The organism is Hydrogenophaga palleronii NBRC 102513 (assembly GCF_001571225.1).
GTDB classification, from domain to species: Bacteria; Pseudomonadota; Gammaproteobacteria; order Burkholderiales; family Burkholderiaceae_C; genus Hydrogenophaga; species Hydrogenophaga palleronii.
The window spans coordinates 16,471-31,947 of record NZ_BCTJ01000010.1; the positions used below are offsets into that span (position 1 = coordinate 16,471).

16 protein-coding genes are annotated in these 15,477 nt (G+C 64.2%); 6 read left to right on the forward strand and 10 right to left on the reverse strand.

Annotation, left to right across the window (positions count from 1 at the left end; all coding sequences use genetic code 11):
• Nucleotide 1: 1 nt before the first annotated feature.
• From hpaI to hpaR, 10 genes are all read right to left on the reverse strand, one after another.
• Nucleotides 2–814: a 4-hydroxy-2-oxoheptanedioate aldolase gene (gene hpaI / locus HPA01S_RS09195; protein ID WP_066269151.1), complete on the reverse strand. Its 813-nt coding sequence runs from the start codon at nt 812–814 to the stop codon at nt 2–4.
• Nucleotides 811–1,839: a 2-dehydropantoate 2-reductase gene (locus HPA01S_RS09200; RefSeq protein WP_066269152.1), complete on the reverse strand. Its 1,029-nt coding sequence runs from the start codon at nt 1,837–1,839 to the stop codon at nt 811–813. The genes hpaI and HPA01S_RS09200 overlap by 4 nt, the downstream gene beginning before the upstream one ends.
• Nucleotides 1,836–2,597, reverse strand: a complete 762-nt coding sequence (locus HPA01S_RS09205) for a class II aldolase/adducin family protein (protein ID WP_066269154.1) — start codon at nt 2,595–2,597, stop codon at nt 1,836–1,838. Before HPA01S_RS09205 ends, HPA01S_RS09200 begins: the two co-directional genes overlap by 4 nt.
• Before the next feature lie 35 nt (nt 2,598–2,632).
• The gene (gene hpaH / locus HPA01S_RS09210) at nt 2,633–3,460 is read right to left on the reverse strand and encodes a 2-oxo-hept-4-ene-1,7-dioate hydratase (protein ID WP_066269156.1); all 828 of its coding nucleotides are present in this window, start codon (nt 3,458–3,460) and stop codon (nt 2,633–2,635) included.
• 4 nt (nt 3,461–3,464) lie between these two features.
• The gene (locus tag HPA01S_RS09215; RefSeq protein ID WP_066269158.1) at nt 3,465–3,911 is read right to left on the reverse strand and encodes a 5-carboxymethyl-2-hydroxymuconate Delta-isomerase; all 447 of its coding nucleotides are present in this window, start codon (nt 3,909–3,911) and stop codon (nt 3,465–3,467) included.
• Between the two features lie 10 nt (nt 3,912–3,921).
• Nucleotides 3,922–4,845 (reverse strand): 3,4-dihydroxyphenylacetate 2,3-dioxygenase, encoded by a 924-nt coding sequence (hpaD, locus tag HPA01S_RS09220; RefSeq protein WP_066269161.1) that lies wholly within the window; start codon nt 4,843–4,845, stop codon nt 3,922–3,924.
• A 116-nt stretch (nt 4,846–4,961) separates the two neighbouring features.
• Entirely contained in the window at nt 4,962–6,437 is a 1,476-nt protein-coding gene (gene hpaE, locus HPA01S_RS09225; protein ID WP_066269163.1) for a 5-carboxymethyl-2-hydroxymuconate semialdehyde dehydrogenase, read from the reverse strand.
• Between the two features lie 5 nt (nt 6,438–6,442).
• Nucleotides 6,443–7,222: a fumarylacetoacetate hydrolase family protein gene (locus HPA01S_RS09230; protein ID WP_066269165.1), complete on the reverse strand. Its 780-nt coding sequence runs from the start codon at nt 7,220–7,222 to the stop codon at nt 6,443–6,445.
• Nucleotides 7,219–7,875 (reverse strand): fumarylacetoacetate hydrolase family protein, encoded by a 657-nt coding sequence (locus HPA01S_RS09235; RefSeq protein ID WP_066269167.1) that lies wholly within the window; start codon nt 7,873–7,875, stop codon nt 7,219–7,221. The genes HPA01S_RS09230 and HPA01S_RS09235 overlap by 4 nt, the downstream gene beginning before the upstream one ends.
• Nucleotides 7,872–8,366, reverse strand: a complete 495-nt coding sequence (hpaR, locus tag HPA01S_RS09240) for a homoprotocatechuate degradation operon regulator HpaR (RefSeq protein WP_066269169.1) — start codon at nt 8,364–8,366, stop codon at nt 7,872–7,874. The genes HPA01S_RS09235 and hpaR overlap by 4 nt, the downstream gene beginning before the upstream one ends.
• A 78-nt stretch (nt 8,367–8,444) precedes the next feature.
• On the opposite strand from hpaR, the gene HPA01S_RS09245 reads away from it, so the two are divergent.
• The 6 genes from HPA01S_RS09245 to HPA01S_RS09270 all read left to right on the forward strand — a co-directional run bounded on the left by HPA01S_RS09245 (nt 8,445) and on the right by HPA01S_RS09270 (nt 15,459).
• Nucleotides 8,445–9,485, forward strand: a complete 1,041-nt coding sequence (locus HPA01S_RS09245; protein WP_066269171.1) for an NAD(P)H-dependent flavin oxidoreductase — start codon at nt 8,445–8,447, stop codon at nt 9,483–9,485.
• 111 nt (nt 9,486–9,596) lie between these two features.
• Nucleotides 9,597–11,423, forward strand: a complete 1,827-nt coding sequence (locus tag HPA01S_RS09250) for a hypothetical protein (protein WP_157084949.1) — start codon at nt 9,597–9,599, stop codon at nt 11,421–11,423.
• On the forward strand, nt 11,420–12,115 hold the full coding sequence (locus HPA01S_RS22670) for a WbqC family protein (RefSeq protein WP_084360586.1): 696 nt from the start codon (nt 11,420–11,422) through the stop codon (nt 12,113–12,115). The genes HPA01S_RS09250 and HPA01S_RS22670 overlap by 4 nt, the downstream gene beginning before the upstream one ends.
• A complete protein-coding gene (locus HPA01S_RS22675; protein WP_084360577.1) occupies nt 12,112–13,044 on the forward strand; it encodes a glycosyltransferase family 2 protein in 933 nt (310 codons plus the stop codon). Before HPA01S_RS22670 ends, HPA01S_RS22675 begins: the two co-directional genes overlap by 4 nt.
• 12 nt (nt 13,045–13,056) lie before the next feature.
• Complete coding sequence (locus tag HPA01S_RS09265) at nt 13,057–13,809, forward strand: class I SAM-dependent methyltransferase (protein ID WP_084360578.1); 753 nt, start codon at nt 13,057–13,059, stop codon at nt 13,807–13,809.
• A gap of 6 nt (nt 13,810–13,815) precedes the next feature.
• Nucleotides 13,816–15,459 carry an HAD family hydrolase gene (locus HPA01S_RS09270; RefSeq protein ID WP_066269180.1) on the forward strand — a complete coding sequence of 548 codons (1,644 nt, stop codon included), beginning with the start codon at nt 13,816–13,818 and terminating at the stop codon, nt 15,457–15,459.
• Nucleotides 15,460–15,477 lie beyond the last annotated feature (18 nt).

Sequence of the window (15,477 nt, forward strand, 5' to 3'; positions counted from 1 at the left end):
ATCAGTAGCCGCCGGAGGCCGGGGGTTCGGCGGCGGCGCCGGCCACCGGCCCGAACCCCTGGCGCAGGGCGGTGGCCGCCTTCACCAGCAGCGAGGTGTCCAGCCCCACCGCCACGAACAGCGCGCCCGCGTCGAGGTACTGCTGCGCCAGTGCCGGGTCGGTGGCGAGGATGCCGGCGGCCTTGCCGGCGGCGCGCACGGTGGCGATGCCTTCCAGAATCACCTTCTGCACTTCGGGGTGGCCGGGCTGGCCGCGGTAGCCCATGCTGGCCGACAGATCGGCCGGGCCGAAGAACACGCCGTCCACGCCCTCGGTCTCGGCGATGGCTTGGAGGTTGCTCACCGCGGTCACGGTCTCGGCCTGCACCAGCAGGCACATCTGATCATTCGCCTGGTTGAGGTAATCGTCCACCTGGTTCCAGCGCGAGGCGCGCGCCAGCGCCGCCCCCATGCCGCGAATGCCTTCGGGTGGGTAGCGCATGGCCTGCACCATGAGCGCGGCCTGTTCGGGCGTGTCGATCATCGGGATCAGCAGGGTCTGTGCGCCCACGTCGAGGTACTGCTTGACCAGGGCCACGTTGCCCTCCACAGCACGCACCACCGCATGGGTCTCGCCGTAGGGGGCGATGGCACGCAGTTGACCGAGCACGCTGCGCGGATCGTTGGGCGCGTGTTCGCCGTCGATCAGCAGCCAGTCGAAGCCGCAGCCGGCCAGGGCCTCGGCCACGTCGGGGCTGGCAAAACCGACCCAGCAGCCGATCTGGGGCTTGCCGGCTTTCAGGGCATCGCGGAAGGTGTTCCGGGGGATCTTCATGGGGTCCTCGTCGGTTCGGGGTAGAGGCTGCGCATCTGGCCGGTCAGGCGGGTCAGGCCCATGAGCGCGTCCATGTTGGGCGTGGCTTCGCCCAGGTGCTGGCCGATTTCGCGCACCGCGCCCACCAGTGCGTCGAGCTCGATGGGGCGGCCGGCTTCCACGTCCTGCAGCATCGAGGTCTTGAACGAGCCGAGCTTGCGCGTGACCGCGTGGCGGTCTTCGGGATTCTGGTCAATGGGGATGCCGATGCGCGCGCCAATGGTCTGCGCCTCGCGCATCACGGCACTGCAGAAGCCGCGCACCAGCTCGTCGTCGAGGATGCGGTCGCACGGTGCGCCGGTGATGGCCGAGACCGGGTTCATGGTCATGTTGCCCCAGAGCTTGTACCAGATGTCGCGCTGGATGCGCTCGGACACGGTGACGCCGAAACCGCCCTGCGTGAGCAGCTCGCCCAGCGCCTGCACACGCGGCGAGGCGCCACCGGCCGGCTCGCCGATGATGAGCTGGTTGTTCTTGATGCGCTCGATGCGCGCGGGCTGTGGCGCAGCGGCGCTGGCGTGCACCACGCAGCCAATGACCTGCGATGTGGGAATGTGCTGCGCGGTGATGCCGCCGGGGTCCACCGCGTTGAGCCGAAGACCGGAGGCCTCACCGGGCAGGCCGTCGAAGAACCACCAGGGCACGCCGTTCATGGCAACCAGCACCACGGTGTGCGGCCCCATGAGCGCGCGCACCACGGGCGCAACCTGCGGCATGGCCGGGCCTTTGACCGAGACGATCACCAGGTCTTGCACGCCGAGGCAGGCCGGGTCGTCGCTGGCATTGACGGCCACGCTGTGTTCGGCACCTTCGGCATCGACCCAGGTGAGGCCGCGCTCGCGCAGGGTGCGCAGCGTTTCACCGCGCGCCACGGCCGAGAGCTGGATCTGCCCGGCCGGCAGGCGCGAGCCGAGCCAGCCGGCGAACAGGCCGCCGATGGCGCCGACACCGACCACCGCGACTTTCTGGAACGTTGGTGCGGTCATGCGCGATACCCCGGGTCGATGCGGTCGATCAGCCGCTGCATGGCGGCGAAGGAGTCTTCACCAGCGCCGTACTTGGGGTTGAAGTTGAGCGAGTCGCGCACACAGCTTTCGAGCACCGGCACCGGGATCTGGCGCTGCTTGCCGAGCGTGGCCGACGCCACCTGGATCTCGCAGGCCCGCTGCACCAGCCACATGAGGTTGAAGGCCTGCGGCAACGTGTGGCCGATGATCACCGGGCCGTGGTTGCGCAGCAGCAGCACGCGCCGGCCGTTGGCCGAGGCGAGGATGCGCGCGCCCTCTTCGCGGTGCACGGTGATGCCTTCGAAGTCGTGGTACGCCACCTGGTCGTGCAGCTGCGCGGCGTAGAAGTTGGTGAAGCTCAAGCCCTCTTCGCTGCAGCAGACGGCCATGGTCGGCGTGGTGTGCACGTGCATCACACAGTGCGCGTCGGGCAGGGTGGCGTGTATGGCGCCGTGGAAGGTGAAGCCGGCCGGGTTGATCGGCCAGTCGTCGTTGCCGATGATGTGGCCGTCCACATCCACCTTGACCAGGTTGGACGCGGTGACCTCGGTGTAGTGCAGCCCGAAGGGGTTGATGAGGAAGTGCTCGTCCGGCCCGGGCACGCGCAGCGAGATGTGGTTGTAGATCAGCTCGGCCCAGCCCAGGTGGGCAAAGATGCGGTAGCAGGCGGCCAGCTGCACGCGGGCTTGCCATTCCGCTTCGCTGAAGCGGCCGGGTTTGAGGAAGGCGTCGGCCATGGTCTCTGGTGTCTCCTGTGGTTTTCTGGATGGTCTCAAACGAAGCGGAAGCGCAGCACACCCAGCGGGCCGTAGTCGGCCTCGAACAGGTCACCCGCCTTGGCGGCCACCGGCCGCGTGAAGCTGCCCGCGAGCACGATCTCGCCGGCCTGCAAGGACTCGCCCCAGGGCGCGAGCTTGTTGGCCAGCCAGGCGATGCCGATGGCCGGGTGGCCCTGCACGCCGGCGGCGAGGCCGGTTTCTTCCACCACGCCGTTCTGCCGCAGGATGGCGCCGCACAACGGCAGGTCGGTGGTGAGGGCATCGGCGCGGTAACGTGCGTCGCCCTCACCGACCACGATGCCGGCGTTGGCCGCGTTGTCGCTGATGGTGTCGAACACCTTGCGCATGGCCCTGGTGTGGCGGTCGAACTGCTCGATGCGGGCGTCGATGATTTCGATGGCGGGCGTCACGTACTCGGTGGCGGCGAGCACGTCATCCACCGTCACGCTCGGCCCTCGCAGCTGCGACTTGAGCACGAAGGCAAGCTCCACCTCCACGCGCGGCGCGATGAAGCGGGCAGCGGGAATCTCCAGCACTTCGCCGGCCCGGGCCGTGAACCGCATGCTGTCGAGCAGGGTGCCGTAGTCGGGCTCGTCGATCTGGCTGGAGATCTGCATGGCGCGGCTGGTGAGGCCGATCTTGTGGCCGATGACTGTTCTGCCACCCGCCACCTGTTGCGCCACCCAGGCGCGGCCGACGCGGTAACCATCGGCCACGGTCATGGCGGGAAAGCGCCTGGAGAAATGTTCCACCGCCACGCGGCTGCGTTCGGAAGCGTCGAGCTCGGCGGCGAGTTGCTGGATGAGGGCTTCTTCGAGCATGGTGTCAGGTCCGTTGGAAAAGCGGATGCAGCGAACTGTTCTTGGCGTCGAACACCTCGTGGCCTTCGTCCACCTGCACGGTGATGCCGATGGGGCGGCTGGCGAGCTGGGTGGCGAAGTGCGCTTTCACCACCCCCTGCAGCGCCTCGCCCACGCGCTGGTGGGTGAGCGCGCTGCGGCCTTGGGCCATGCGCAGGTTCATGTAGACGAAGGCGTAGTCGCCACCCAGGCCGGCGGCGATGCCGGTCGCGCCACCGTCGGACACCGCGCTGTGCGCCGCCGGGTAGGCCAGCACACGCGTGCCGCCGGTGGGGAAAACCTGCCGGTCGGCTTCGTCGCGCACGGCGAGCATGGCGTCGCACAGCTGGCGGCAGAGCGCACCCATGTCGGCGCCGCCCTGGTCCACGCTGAGGTCCAGGTTGGGGGTGTAGAGGATGACGAGGTGCGGCATGCGGTGGGCCTCAGAGTCGGGACACGGCCTGGAAGCCCTTGGCCGACGAGGCCTGGGCGGCGGGAATGGCCTGGCCGGTCTGCGGCGTGACCGGGAACACGGCGTTGATCTGGCCGGTGCCGGAGGCGCCGAAGTACGGCGTGATGACTTCGGCCTGGCCGTCGTAGTCGCTCCAGCCGAGCGCGCCGAGCATCATGGCGGTGTCGTGCATGAAGCCTTCGCCGTGGCCCTTGGCAGCGTACTCGGGCAGCATCTCGCAGAAGGCTTTCCACTCGCCGCGTTGCCACATCTCGACGACGCGGCGGTCCAGCGTTTCGAGGAAGGGGCTCCAGACCTTGAAGGCGTAGTCGGGCGCCAGGCCGTTTTGCGCAAATCGGTGGCTGAGCGAGCCGCTGGCAAAGAAGGCGACGGTGCCGTCGTAATGGTCTTCCACCGCCTTGCGCATGGCCCAGCCGAGGCGCGCGCTGTCGTTGAGGTAGTGCGCCTGACACAACGCCGAGACCGAGATGGCCTTGAAGTGCTGGTCGGCGTTCATGTAGCGCATGGGCACGAGCGTGCCGTACTCGGGGCCGAGGGTGGTGGCGTCGTGGGCCAGGGTGTCGACACCGTGCTGGTTGCAGACCTGCGCGAGCAGCTTGCCGAGCTCCGGGTTGCCCGGAATCTCGAAGGGCATGTTGCTGATGAAGTGCGGCAGTTCGTTGCTGGTGTAGCTGCCCTGAAAATGCGGCGCGCAGTTGAGGTGGTAACTGGCGTTGACGAGCCAGTGGGTGTCGAACACAACGATGGTGTCAACCCCGAGATCGCGGCAGCGGCGGCTGATCTCGTGGTGGCCGTCAATGGCGTCCTGGCGCGTGCCTTTTCTCGGCCCGTCGATTTCGCTGAGGTACATCGAGGGGACGTGGGTGATCTTGGCGACGAGGGCTAGTTTTCCCATGCGGCTACCTTTGGCTGGTTGGGTGGTTGCTCCGTGGGCCAACGCACCGCTTCAGATCGAGAGCGCCACAGCCCAGCGATCCCGCCCACCCGCTGGAGCGAAACGCAAGCCATACCTCACACCCCCCAATGCGGAATGTGATGCGAGCCCATGGACACCGCGATGTTCTTCGGCTCCAGGAACACCTCATAACTCCAGGTGCCGCCTTCGCGCCCCGTGCCGCTGGCCTTGGTGCCGCCGAATGGCTGGCGCAGGTCGCGCACGTTCTGCGAGTTGACGAAACACATGCCAGCTTCCACCGCAGCCGCCACGCGGTGCGCGCGGCCGAGGTTCTCGGTCCACACATAACTGGACAGGCCATATTGAATGTCATTCGCCAGCTCGATCGCATGCGCCTCGTCGCGGAACGGAATCAGGCAGGCCACCGGGCCGAAGATTTCCTCTTGCGCAATGCGCATGCGGTTGTCCACATCGGCAAACACGGTGGGCCACACATAGTTGCCCTTGGCCACACGCGCCGACAGTTCGGGTGCGTACGAAGGCCGATCCAGCCCGCCGCACAACAGCGTGGCGCCCTCCTTCGGACCCAGCTCGATGTAGCTGCGCACCTTGGCCAGATGCGCCTGCGAAATCATCGGGCCGACGATGGTTTTTTCGTCCAGCGGATCGCCCACGGTGATGCGCTTGGCGCGCTCGACGAACTTCGCCACGAAGTCCGCGTAGACGTTCTGCTGCACCAGGATGCGGCTGCCGGCGGTGCAGCGCTCGCCGTTGTTGCTGAAGATCATGAACACCGCGGCGTCCAAGGCGCGGTCCAGGTCGGCGTCGTCGAAGACCACGAACGGACTCTTGCCACCCAGCTCCATGCTGAACTTCTTCAGCCCCGCGCTCTGCACGATGCGGTTGCCGGTGGCGGTGGAGCCGGTGAAGGAGATCGCTCGCACGTCCGGGTGCGCGCACAGCGGTTCGCCCGCGTCCTTGCCGTAGCCGTGCACCACGTTGAGCACACCGGGCGGAATGCCGGCCTCCAGCGCGAGCTCGCCCAGGCGCGCGGCGGTCAGCGGGGAGAGCTCGCTCATCTTCAACACCGCGGTGTTGCCGAAGGCCAGGCAGGGTGCGACCTTCCAGGTGGAGGTCATGAAAGGCACGTTCCACGGGCTGATGAGCGCGCACACGCCGACCGGGTGGAACAGGGTGTAGTTGAGGTGCGTGGGCGTGGGGTAGGTGTGGCCGTCCACGCGCGTGCACATCTCGGCGAAGTAATGGAAGTTGTCGGCCGCGCGCGGCACCAGCTGCTTGCCGGTCTGCGAGATGGTCTGGCCGCAGTCGTTGGTCTCGGTCTGCGCGATCTCGGGCACGTGGGCCGCGATCAGCTCACCGAGTTTTCGCATCAGCGTGGCGCGTTCGGTGGCCGGCCGTGCGGCCCAGGCGGGAAACGCGTCCTTGGCGGCCTGCACCGCCGCGTTGACCTCGACCGCGCCACCGGCGGTCACCTCGGCCAGCACCTCCTGCGTGGCGGGGTTGATGGTTTCGAAGGTGGCGCCGCTGGCGACGGACTTGCCGTTGATGAGGTGCTGGATGGTGGTCGTCATGCGGGTCAGGCAGAGGTGTTGGTGGTGATGGTGTTGACGAGTTCGCCAATGCCCTCGATGGCCGTGACGATCACGTCGCCCGGCTGGCAATCGACCACGCCATCGGGCGTGCCGGTGAGGATCAGGTCGCCGGGCTGCAATGTCATGAAGCTGCTGAAATATTCGATCAGCGTGGGCACGTCGAAGATCATGTCGCGCGTGTGGCCCTGCTGCGTGAGCTTGCCGTTCACCGTGGTCTGCAGCGCCAGGTTCATGGGGTCTGGAACATCGGCCGCGTCCACCAGCCAGGGGCCGAGTGGCGTGCAGGTGTCGCGGTTCTTCACGCGCAGGTTCGGCCGGTACCAGTTCTCCAGGTAGTCGCGGATGGCGTAGTCGTTGGCGACGGTGTAGCCGCCCACGAAGTCCAGCGCGTCGGCCTTCTGCACGCGCCGCGCCGTGCGGCCGATCACCACCGCGAGTTCGCACTCGTAGTGCATGAAGCCCACCCCCGCCGGGCGCACGGTGAAGCCGCGGTGGCCGGTAAGCGAGGCCTCGCCTTTCAGGAAAGCCAGCGGTTCTTCGGGCGCCTTGAAGGCCAGCTCTTTCGCGTGGTCGGCGTAGTTCAGCCCCAGCGCCAGCACGGTGCGCGGGCGTTGCGGCGGCAAGGGCTGCAGCGGTGGCAGCCAGACCACCTCGTCGAAGGACAACCGCCGGCCTTTGAAGGCGGGCGTGCGCAATTCGAGCTGGCCACCGGCTTCGATGGCGTCGTGGACCGCGCCGGCCCAGGCAATACGGGCGCGCTTCATGCCGGCACCTCCGGCACGAAGCTGTGCACCGTAGCGGTCGGAAAACCCGGGGCGCTGATGTCCACCGTGTCGCCGGCATGCACCAGCGGCCGGCTGCCGTCGGCCAGGCAGTCGCTGCCCAGCATCAGCACGTCACCGGGGCGCAGTGTCATGAAGGCGTTGACGTCCTGGAACAGGGTCGCGGCGTCGCGCAGCAGCTCGGCCAGATCCGTGGTCTGCTGGTGCACGCCGTTGATGTGCAGCTCGATCTGCAAGCCCGACAGGCCTTGCAGACCGCCGAGCTGCGCCAGCGGCACGCAGGTCGCACCCACACCCAGGAAACCGTCGGCATTGCGCGCCTTGATGGGCGGGCGGTAATAACTGTCGTGCGCGAGCGCGAGGTCGTTGAACAACACGGCGCCGCTCGGGGCGCCGTCCTCGCCCACCACCAGGCCAAGCGAGGCCGCTGCCTGTACCGCGGCGCCGGCCGGCAGGGCCACCGTGCCACCGCTGGGGGTGAAGGTGTTGGCGGTCTTGATATAGAGCACCGGTGCGTTCGGTGGCGCCTTGTAGGGCGCGTCCGCCATGCGCGGCGCCCACAGCGCGTGCTCGCGCCGGAAGTTGAGCAAGGTGCCGTAGACCGTGCCGGCCGGCATCCAGGGAAACGGGTTCATGCGGCGTCTTCCTCCAGGCCGTCGGCCTCCGGTTCGCTGTTCAGGGGTTGTTCGAGGGCGATCACTTCGTCGAGCAAGGCATACAGCTGCGCCAGCCGCGCCTTGCCCAGGCGCTGCTCCATCCAGGCGTAGTGCGCCTCGATGGTGCTGGAGAGGTTCTGCACCAGCGCCAGGCCGGCGGGCGTGGCGCGCACCACGGTGCGGCGTGCGTCCTGCGGGCAGCGGCTGCGCGCGATCAGGCCGTCGCGCTCCATGCGCGTGAGCACGCCGGTGAGGCTGGGGCCGAGCAGAAAGGCCTCGCGCGCGACACGCCCGGTTTCCACCCCGCCCGGCAGCGCCGCGTGTTCGCCCAGCACGCGCAGCACACGCCATTGCTGGTCGGACAGGCCGTGGCCGCGCAGGCTGGGCCGGGTGTGCAGCATCACGGCCTCGCGCGCTTCGAGCAGCAGCCGGGGCAGGTTGCGGTGAATGAAGGGGGTGCGGCTGCTCATTTATTTAACATGTTAAATGAATGGCAAAGATACATGTTCAGGGTTTACCCGCCAAGGCGGCACGGCGAGAATGCGCGCATGAACGCACTCACCACCCTGCTTGGCACCGAACATCCGTTGATCCAGGCGCCCATGGCGGGCGTGCAGGGCGCGGCCCTGGCCATCGCGGCCAGCAACGCGGGGGCGCTCGGCTCGCTGCCCTGCGCCATGTTGTCGCCCGAGGTGATGGAGCGCGAACTGGCGGCGATCCAGGCCGGCACGGATCGGCCTTACAACGTCAACTTCTTCTGCCACGCGCAGCCCGAGGCCGACGACGCGCGCGAAGCCGCCTGGCGTGCCTGGCTGGCCGGGTACTACCACGAAGCCGGGCTGGACATCGACAACGTGCCCGCGGGCCCCGGCCGCGTGCCATTCAACCGCGCTGCCGCCGACATCCTGGAGCGCTTCAAGCCCAAGGTGGTCAGCTTTCATTTCGGCCTGCCCGACCTCGACCTGCTGGACCGCGTGAAGAGCTGGGGCGCGGTGGTGCTGTCTTCGGCCACCACGGTGGAAGAGGCGCGCTGGCTCGAAGCCTTCGGCGCCGACGCCATCATTGCCCAGGGCATCGAGGCCGGCGGCCACCGCGGCATGTTCCTGGTGGACGACCTGACGACGCAGAGCGGCACGTTCGCGCTGCTGCCGCAGATCGTGTCGGCCGTGACGGTGCCGGTGATCGCGGCCGGCGGCATCGCCGACGCGGCGGGCGTGACCGCCGCGATGGCACTGGGCGCCTCGGGCGTGCAGGTCGGCACGTCCTTCCTGTGCTGCGCCGAAGCCACCACCAGCGCCCTGCACCGTGCCGCCTTGCAGAGCGAGGCGGCCCACCACACCGCCCTCACCCACCTGTTCACCGGCCGCCCGGCACGCGGCATCGTCAACCGCGTGATGCGCGAACTCGGCCCGATGAACCCGGTGGCACCGGCCTTCCCGCTGGCCACGACGGCGATGGCCCCGCTGCGCGCGCACTGGGAAGCCAAAGGCAGCGGAGACTTCTCACCGCTGTGGTCCGGGCAGAATGCGAGCGGCTGCCGCGAGGTGCCGGCGGCGGAGCTGGTGCTTGCACTGAGCCGCGGCTTCTAGCTTCCAGGTTCCGCGGGGGCCGCTGCGGCGGCCCGAGAGGAAAGCGCAGCAGAAGACAAGTGCTCGCGCTCTTGTGAGCGGGCAAACGCCAGGTGGTACAAAACAACCCCAATGAACAGCACCTCCATTTTTTCTTCGCCCATTCGTCTGTTGTTTCCCCTGGCTGCAGCCACCGGCCTGGCAACCCTGGTTTGGATGCTGCACTTCAGCGGCTATGGATTCGACTTCACCGACGAAGGCTTCTATCTCATCTGGGCCGCCGAGCCTTTCCGCTACAGTGTCTCTCTCAGCCAGTTCGGCTTTGTTTACCACCCCGCCTACGTTTTGCTGGACGGCGACATCGCCCTGCTGCGACAAGCCAACGTGCTGGTGACCTTCGGGCTCGCATCTGTATTGGCCTTTTCCTTGCTGCGCACCACCCCTGCAGGCGCCGCATCCCGTGCGTTCAGTGCCATGGCGTCGCTGGGCTATGCCACCACCTCGCTGGTGCTCTTCAGCCTCTGGCTTGTCACGCCCAGCTACAACAGCCTGAATGCGCAGGCACTGCTCATCACGGCCCTGGGTGTGGTGTGGGCCGCATCCCCTGGCTCTCCTCTCAGGCATCACGCAGGCCTCACGCTCATCGGTGTGGGTGGCTGGCTGGCCTTCATGTCCAAGCCCAGCACGGCAGCGGCATTGGGTGTGCTCGTGCTGCTCTACTGGATCGCCAGCGGAAGGCTGCGCTTCAAGACCGTTTTGCTCCCAGCGTGCGTGGCCAGCGCCCTGATGCTGGCGAGCGCCTGGACCATCGACGGCTCCATCGGCCAATTTGTGGAACGCATCTCCCGGGGCATGGAGCTTGGGCGCGCTTTGGGCGGCGGGCACACGCTGGAGCGTCTTGTCAGGCTGGACGACTTTTCCCTCACCACCACCGAAAGAAATCTGTTCGCGGCAGGCGTGCTGGTTCCGTGTGTGTGTGCCTGGCTCATCCGGTTCGCCAGCCCCTTGCTTCGCTTTCTGGGCGTCTCTGGAGCTGCCGCCATGGTTGGCTTCATCGGGCTTGGCATCGTTTTCGCCCTCCCCGATCTGCGCGGTCTTGGGGCCCACCGAGGCTTGCTGCTATCGGGTGTTGTGGCAGGAGCCCTGCTGTATACGGTGATCGCATTCCTCTCGCGGCGCGCTGTGCAGTTGCCGCGAGAGCGCATCTGCCTGGCGCTGTTCCTGTTGGCGCTTCCGTATTGCCACGCATTTGGCACCAACGGAAACTATTGGTGGGTAGCAGCATTTGCTGGCGTTTTCTGGGTGCTGTCCGGCATGCTTGTTGCCGCGTCCGTGGCCGAGTCAGACCCATCTTCCGGCATCGTTGCACTCTTGGCGATCACAGCCACGGCCCTCAGTGTCTTGCTGCTGCAGGCAGGCATGAACGATCCCTACCGACAGCCTCAGCCACTGAGAGCCAACGAGCACGTCATCGACGTGGGGCGGCCCGGTTCCACGCTCATGTTGACCGAGGGTTATGCCCGTTATATATCCGAGGCGCGCAACCGCGCACACGCGGCCGGCCTGGCCACGGGCACCGCGGTGATCGACTTGAGCGGCCAATCTCCAGGCCTCCTCTATGCCCTGGGCGCGCAAAGCCCCGGCCAGGCCTGGGTCATCGGCGGCTATCCGGGCAGTGCGCCGCTGGCAGAACTCGCACTCAAGACCACGACCTGTGAAGAGCTCTCTTCCGCTTGGGTTCTGGCAGAGCCACAGGGCCCACGCGCCATATCCGACACGGTGTTGAACAGCTTTGGCGCCGACATGACCAGCGACTACGAACAGGTGGGCCATTGGGCCACCGCCGCGGGCGCGGGCAGTTACCCCGAAGAGCGCAAGCAATCCCTGTGGAAGCCGACCCGGGAGCCCACAGTGGCTGCTGATGCATGCCGTACCGCACGAGCCGGGGTGTCTCCATGAAAAAAGTCGCCATCCTTCAGTCCAACTACATCCCGTGGAAGGGCTACTTCGACCTGATCGCTTCGGTGGATGAATTCATCCTGTACGACGATGTTCAGTACACACGCCACGACTGGCGTAACCGTAATCAAATCAAGACTCCTCAGGGGCTACAGTGGCTCAACGTGCCTGTTCGCATAAAGGACAAGTTTCACCAACAAATTCGACATACCGAAATCGCCGGAAACGAATGGACCGCGACTCATTGGAAGTCCTTTGTCAGTAACTATAAGCGGGCTCCGCATTTTTCTGAAATCTGCTCTTGGCTTGAACCTATTTATCGAGAAGAAAGCTTCACACACCTCTCCGCATTAAATCGACGCCTTATTGAATCCATCTGCGAATACTTGGGAATACACACCACAATACGCAATGCGTGGGAATATGATCAAATAATTGGGAAAACCGAACGTGTTGTCGACCTATGCATTAAAGCTGGCGGCACAGAATATATCTCTGGCCCAGCCGCAAAGAATTACATCGATGAAGCCGCGTTCGACCAACGAGGAGTGAAGCTAACATGGTTCGACTACTCGGGCTACCGAAAACATCCTCAGCTTTGGGGGGAATTCACCCACCATGTTAGCATCATCGACTTGCTAGCCAATTGCGGTAGGCAATCGGTCATTTATATGAAGCACGCGCCAAAATGAACCCCAAACTATCTATCGTCTCCACCTTATACAAGTCCCAGAATTACGTTGAACAATTTTTGGATGAGGCATTGAAGGCTGGCGAGGGATTTTGTGACGACTTCGAGATTCTGCTGGTAGATGATGGCTCTCCTGATGCATCCCGCGCCCTTGCCGAGAAACGCGCAAGTCTTGACTCTCGCGTTAAAGTCATTCAATTGACTCGCAACTTTGGGCATCATCCCGCTTTCTGGTGCGGCATGCACCATGCAAAAGGCGACTACTGCTTTCTTATCGACAGTGACCTTGAAGTCAACCCGCAAGTGCTCGCCGATTTCAAACTTCGCATGGAGGAAGATGGTGCAGATGTCGTGTACGGCGTGCAGGATGTTCGGAAAGGCGCCACTCAAACCCGTGTTTTGGGTGGCGCCTTCTGGCGCATATTCAGCGCGCTTTCCAATGTGGACGTGCCACAAGACATCATGACGGAACGTCTGATGAAGCGCCCCTATCTGGACGCACTGCTGTCCATGCAGGACTACAACCTGTTCCTCGGCGGCATGTTTTACTGGCCCGGCTTTCAGCAAACGCCCCTTAAGCTGATCAAGCAGCCTCGCAGCGGAAGGGGCGCCTACTCCGCGCTTGATCGCTTCAAACTGCTAGTCGAGGCGATCAGTTCTTTTTCGAGCTTTCCGCTTACTCTGATTTTCTGGCTGGGGGCAATCGTCTCTCTCTTCAGTGCCACGTATTCCATCTACCTTCTGGCGCGACGCCTTCTGTTTCCTGAGACAGTGCTGGACGGATTCACCTTTTTGGCGCTCGTTTCTGTGGGCAGCGCGGGAATGATCCTTGTCGCTTTGGGCGTGATCGGCCTGTATATTCACCGGATTTTCAAACAGGTTCAGGCGCGACCCATATTCATCGTGAAGCAAATCTACTCAAAAAAATAGGGCCGGAAAAACATGGAAGACCTAGATCAGTACGCACGAGCCTATGAGGGTTCTTTTCCCTATGCGAGGGACAATCATGGTGTGTTGACCGCCTATGCAAAACAGTTGATTGGCGCGTGCGAGTCGGTGGACGGCTTGGTCGACATTTGCAGCTTGGGCATTGGCTACGAAACCGTCAGCAGAAGCCTGGCCCAGAATCTGGCCAAAAAGATCCGCTCGTACACCGCAGTCGAAGGCTCTCGCCTGCTGATTGAGCGTTATAAAAAAGATGCAGACTTTCCGTTTCCATTCGAGCTGGTCCACGGTTACTTCGAAACCTTCGAAACCGAGCGCCGCTTCGACGTGATTGAAATGGGGTTTGTCCTGGAGCATGTCGATGACCCGGCATTGGTCGTCCAACGATTTTCCCGGCTCCTCAAGCCGGGTGGCGTCATCTGTGCGGCGGTACCCAACGCACTCTCCATGCACCGCACGTTGGGTGTTCGGGCCGGACTCCTCCAGGACCCCTACGCGCTCAACGAATGGGATCTGCAGTTGGGCCACAAACGCTATTTCGATCGGGATAGTTTTCGCGCGTTGTTCGATGGGTTGGGCCTATCCGTCGAGCGAGAGACCGGCTTGATGCTCAAACCCTTCTCGACAGCACAAATGGATGCTCTCAACCTACCTGAGTCGGTTTGGGATGTGCTTTTCCACTCAGGCGACTTGGCTCCCAGCTATGCCTACGGTATTTACGCAGAAATCCGCGTTCCGCAGTCCTCGTAACCGCTTATGAACAGCGCCATATTGGTGGGTGGCGGGGGCTTTCAAGGGCTGCCCGTTCTGAGAGCGTTGCACTCGATCGGCTGGCGTGTCGTCATTGCTGACAGTGTGCGGGAGAGTTTGAATCGGTTTGAGGCGGACGCCTTCTGTCAAATGCCGGAGGCGCGGCACGTCCAGGCGTTCCGCGAGGCTCTCTTTGCGCTGGTCGAGGCTCACTCCGCCGCAGCGGTCTTCCCCACGACCATGTTCGATCTGCCGCTGCTGGCGACATTGCGACCCGACCTGGAAAGCCGTGGTGTACGAACCTTCGCAAGCAACCCAGAGCTCATCTCCCTCCTGAGCAAAAAAACGCAATCTGAGCAGGCTTTTCGCGACGCACGGCTACCTGTGCTCCCCTCTGTTGCCCCGGGCAATCACGACTTTTCGTTCCCCCTGATCGGCAAGCCGTCCAGAGGCTGGGGTGGCACCGGCATTCTCAGGGCACCGTCGCTGGCGGCTTGGCAGGAGGTGTCCAAAGGGGGCGCCTCGATTGACCACCTCTGGCAACGCGAACTCACCGAATTCTTCGAATGGTCTGTTGACTTTGCGATACGTGCCAGTGGGGAGTGCTCCCCAATGGTTTGTCGAAGACGTTTGCGCTCTACCGGCGGGTTTGCCGTTGTCAACGAGGTGGCGCAAGGCGGCCAGGTAGAAACGCTCGCTTTGCAGACTGCGACGTGGCTCGCAGCACAAGGGGGGTATGGGCTGTTCAACATCCAGTTCCTGCAAGAGCAGGATGGCCGCATCTGGCTCAGCGATGTAAATCCCAGACCCGGCACGTCGTCCGTGTGCGCATTGGAATCCGGTGTCAACTTGGTTCAATTTCTCCTCGACGAAAGCCGTATGCCTCAGGCGCCGACTCCCGGCTGGGTCGTACGGACTTTGAGTGAGACATTCCTGCCTCGACTGAATCGGCCTATCAAAGGCGTTGTGTTCGATCTGGACGAGACCTTGATATGCCAAAAGAGTTGGATGCAGGCCAAGCTTGACCTCATCACAACGCCTCTTCACAGAGAAATCGGATCAGAATCACTTGCCCGTTTCGAGATGGAAGTCATGAGGATCATCGACGAGGGTCCGTGGAACCAACTCATTGACTTGGCACTGGAGCGGTCCGGTCTGCCCGCAACGCTCGCGGGCCGCCTGATTGCGTTGTGGAGAAAGGCGCACCCTGAGCAATTGGTGATTCATCAAGACGCACGGGCCTTCTTGCACGTCTTGCAGGATCTCAAGATTCCTACTGCACTGCTGAGTGACAACCCCGCAGTCTCGCAAAAGCAAAAAATTGCCCGCCTCCCCGGCGATCTATCCTTCAAGGCGGTGGTACTGACCGACGAGCTGTCGGCGCCCAAACCAGACACCACGGGTTTTTTGGCTGCGGCCTCCGCACTCTCAATACCGCCGGAGCAATTGCTCATGGTGGGTGACAGCCCTTGGCGAGACGGGCTCGGCGCGCTCCATGCTGGGTATGCTGGCGCGCTGCTCATTTCACGACAGGGCAGCATGACCAATCCGCTTCGCAGCATGTTCAAAGCTGTCTGCAAAGACGACTACAACCGTCGAATCGCCTGGGTATCCTCCCTTTTTGGCGCTGAGCGAATACTCAATGGTTAGGAGGCAGAGAACCAAAGG

Bases quoted from the DNA above. Each gene is read 5' to 3' on its own strand.
- hpaI (WP_066269151.1), bottom strand. From the start codon at position 814: ATGAAGATCCCCCGGAACACCTTCCGCGATGCCCTGAAAGCCGGCAAG.
- HPA01S_RS09200 (WP_066269152.1), bottom strand. From the start codon at position 1,839: ATGACCGCACCAACGTTCCAGAAAGTCGCGGTGGTCGGTGTCGGCGCC.
- HPA01S_RS09205 (WP_066269154.1), bottom strand. From the start codon at position 2,597: ATGGCCGACGCCTTCCTCAAACCCGGCCGCTTCAGCGAAGCGGAATGG.
- hpaH (WP_066269156.1), bottom strand. From the start codon at position 3,460: ATGCTCGAAGAAGCCCTCATCCAGCAACTCGCCGCCGAGCTCGACGCT.
- HPA01S_RS09215 (WP_066269158.1), bottom strand. From the start codon at position 3,911: ATGCCGCACCTCGTCATCCTCTACACCCCCAACCTGGACCTCAGCGTG.
- hpaD (WP_066269161.1), bottom strand. From the start codon at position 4,845: ATGGGAAAACTAGCCCTCGTCGCCAAGATCACCCACGTCCCCTCGATG.
- hpaE (WP_066269163.1), bottom strand. From the start codon at position 6,437: ATGACGACCACCATCCAGCACCTCATCAACGGCAAGTCCGTCGCCAGC.
- HPA01S_RS09230 (WP_066269165.1), bottom strand. From the start codon at position 7,222: ATGAAGCGCGCCCGTATTGCCTGGGCCGGCGCGGTCCACGACGCCATC.
- HPA01S_RS09235 (WP_066269167.1), bottom strand. From the start codon at position 7,875: ATGAACCCGTTTCCCTGGATGCCGGCCGGCACGGTCTACGGCACCTTG.
- hpaR (WP_066269169.1), bottom strand. From the start codon at position 8,366: ATGAGCAGCCGCACCCCCTTCATTCACCGCAACCTGCCCCGGCTGCTG.
- HPA01S_RS09245 (WP_066269171.1), top strand. From the start codon at position 8,445: ATGAACGCACTCACCACCCTGCTTGGCACCGAACATCCGTTGATCCAG.
- HPA01S_RS09250 (WP_157084949.1), top strand. From the start codon at position 9,597: ATGAACAGCACCTCCATTTTTTCTTCGCCCATTCGTCTGTTGTTTCCC.
- HPA01S_RS22670 (WP_084360586.1), top strand. From the start codon at position 11,420: ATGAAAAAAGTCGCCATCCTTCAGTCCAACTACATCCCGTGGAAGGGC.
- HPA01S_RS22675 (WP_084360577.1), top strand. From the start codon at position 12,112: ATGAACCCCAAACTATCTATCGTCTCCACCTTATACAAGTCCCAGAAT.
- HPA01S_RS09265 (WP_084360578.1), top strand. From the start codon at position 13,057: ATGGAAGACCTAGATCAGTACGCACGAGCCTATGAGGGTTCTTTTCCC.
- HPA01S_RS09270 (WP_066269180.1), top strand. From the start codon at position 13,816: ATGAACAGCGCCATATTGGTGGGTGGCGGGGGCTTTCAAGGGCTGCCC.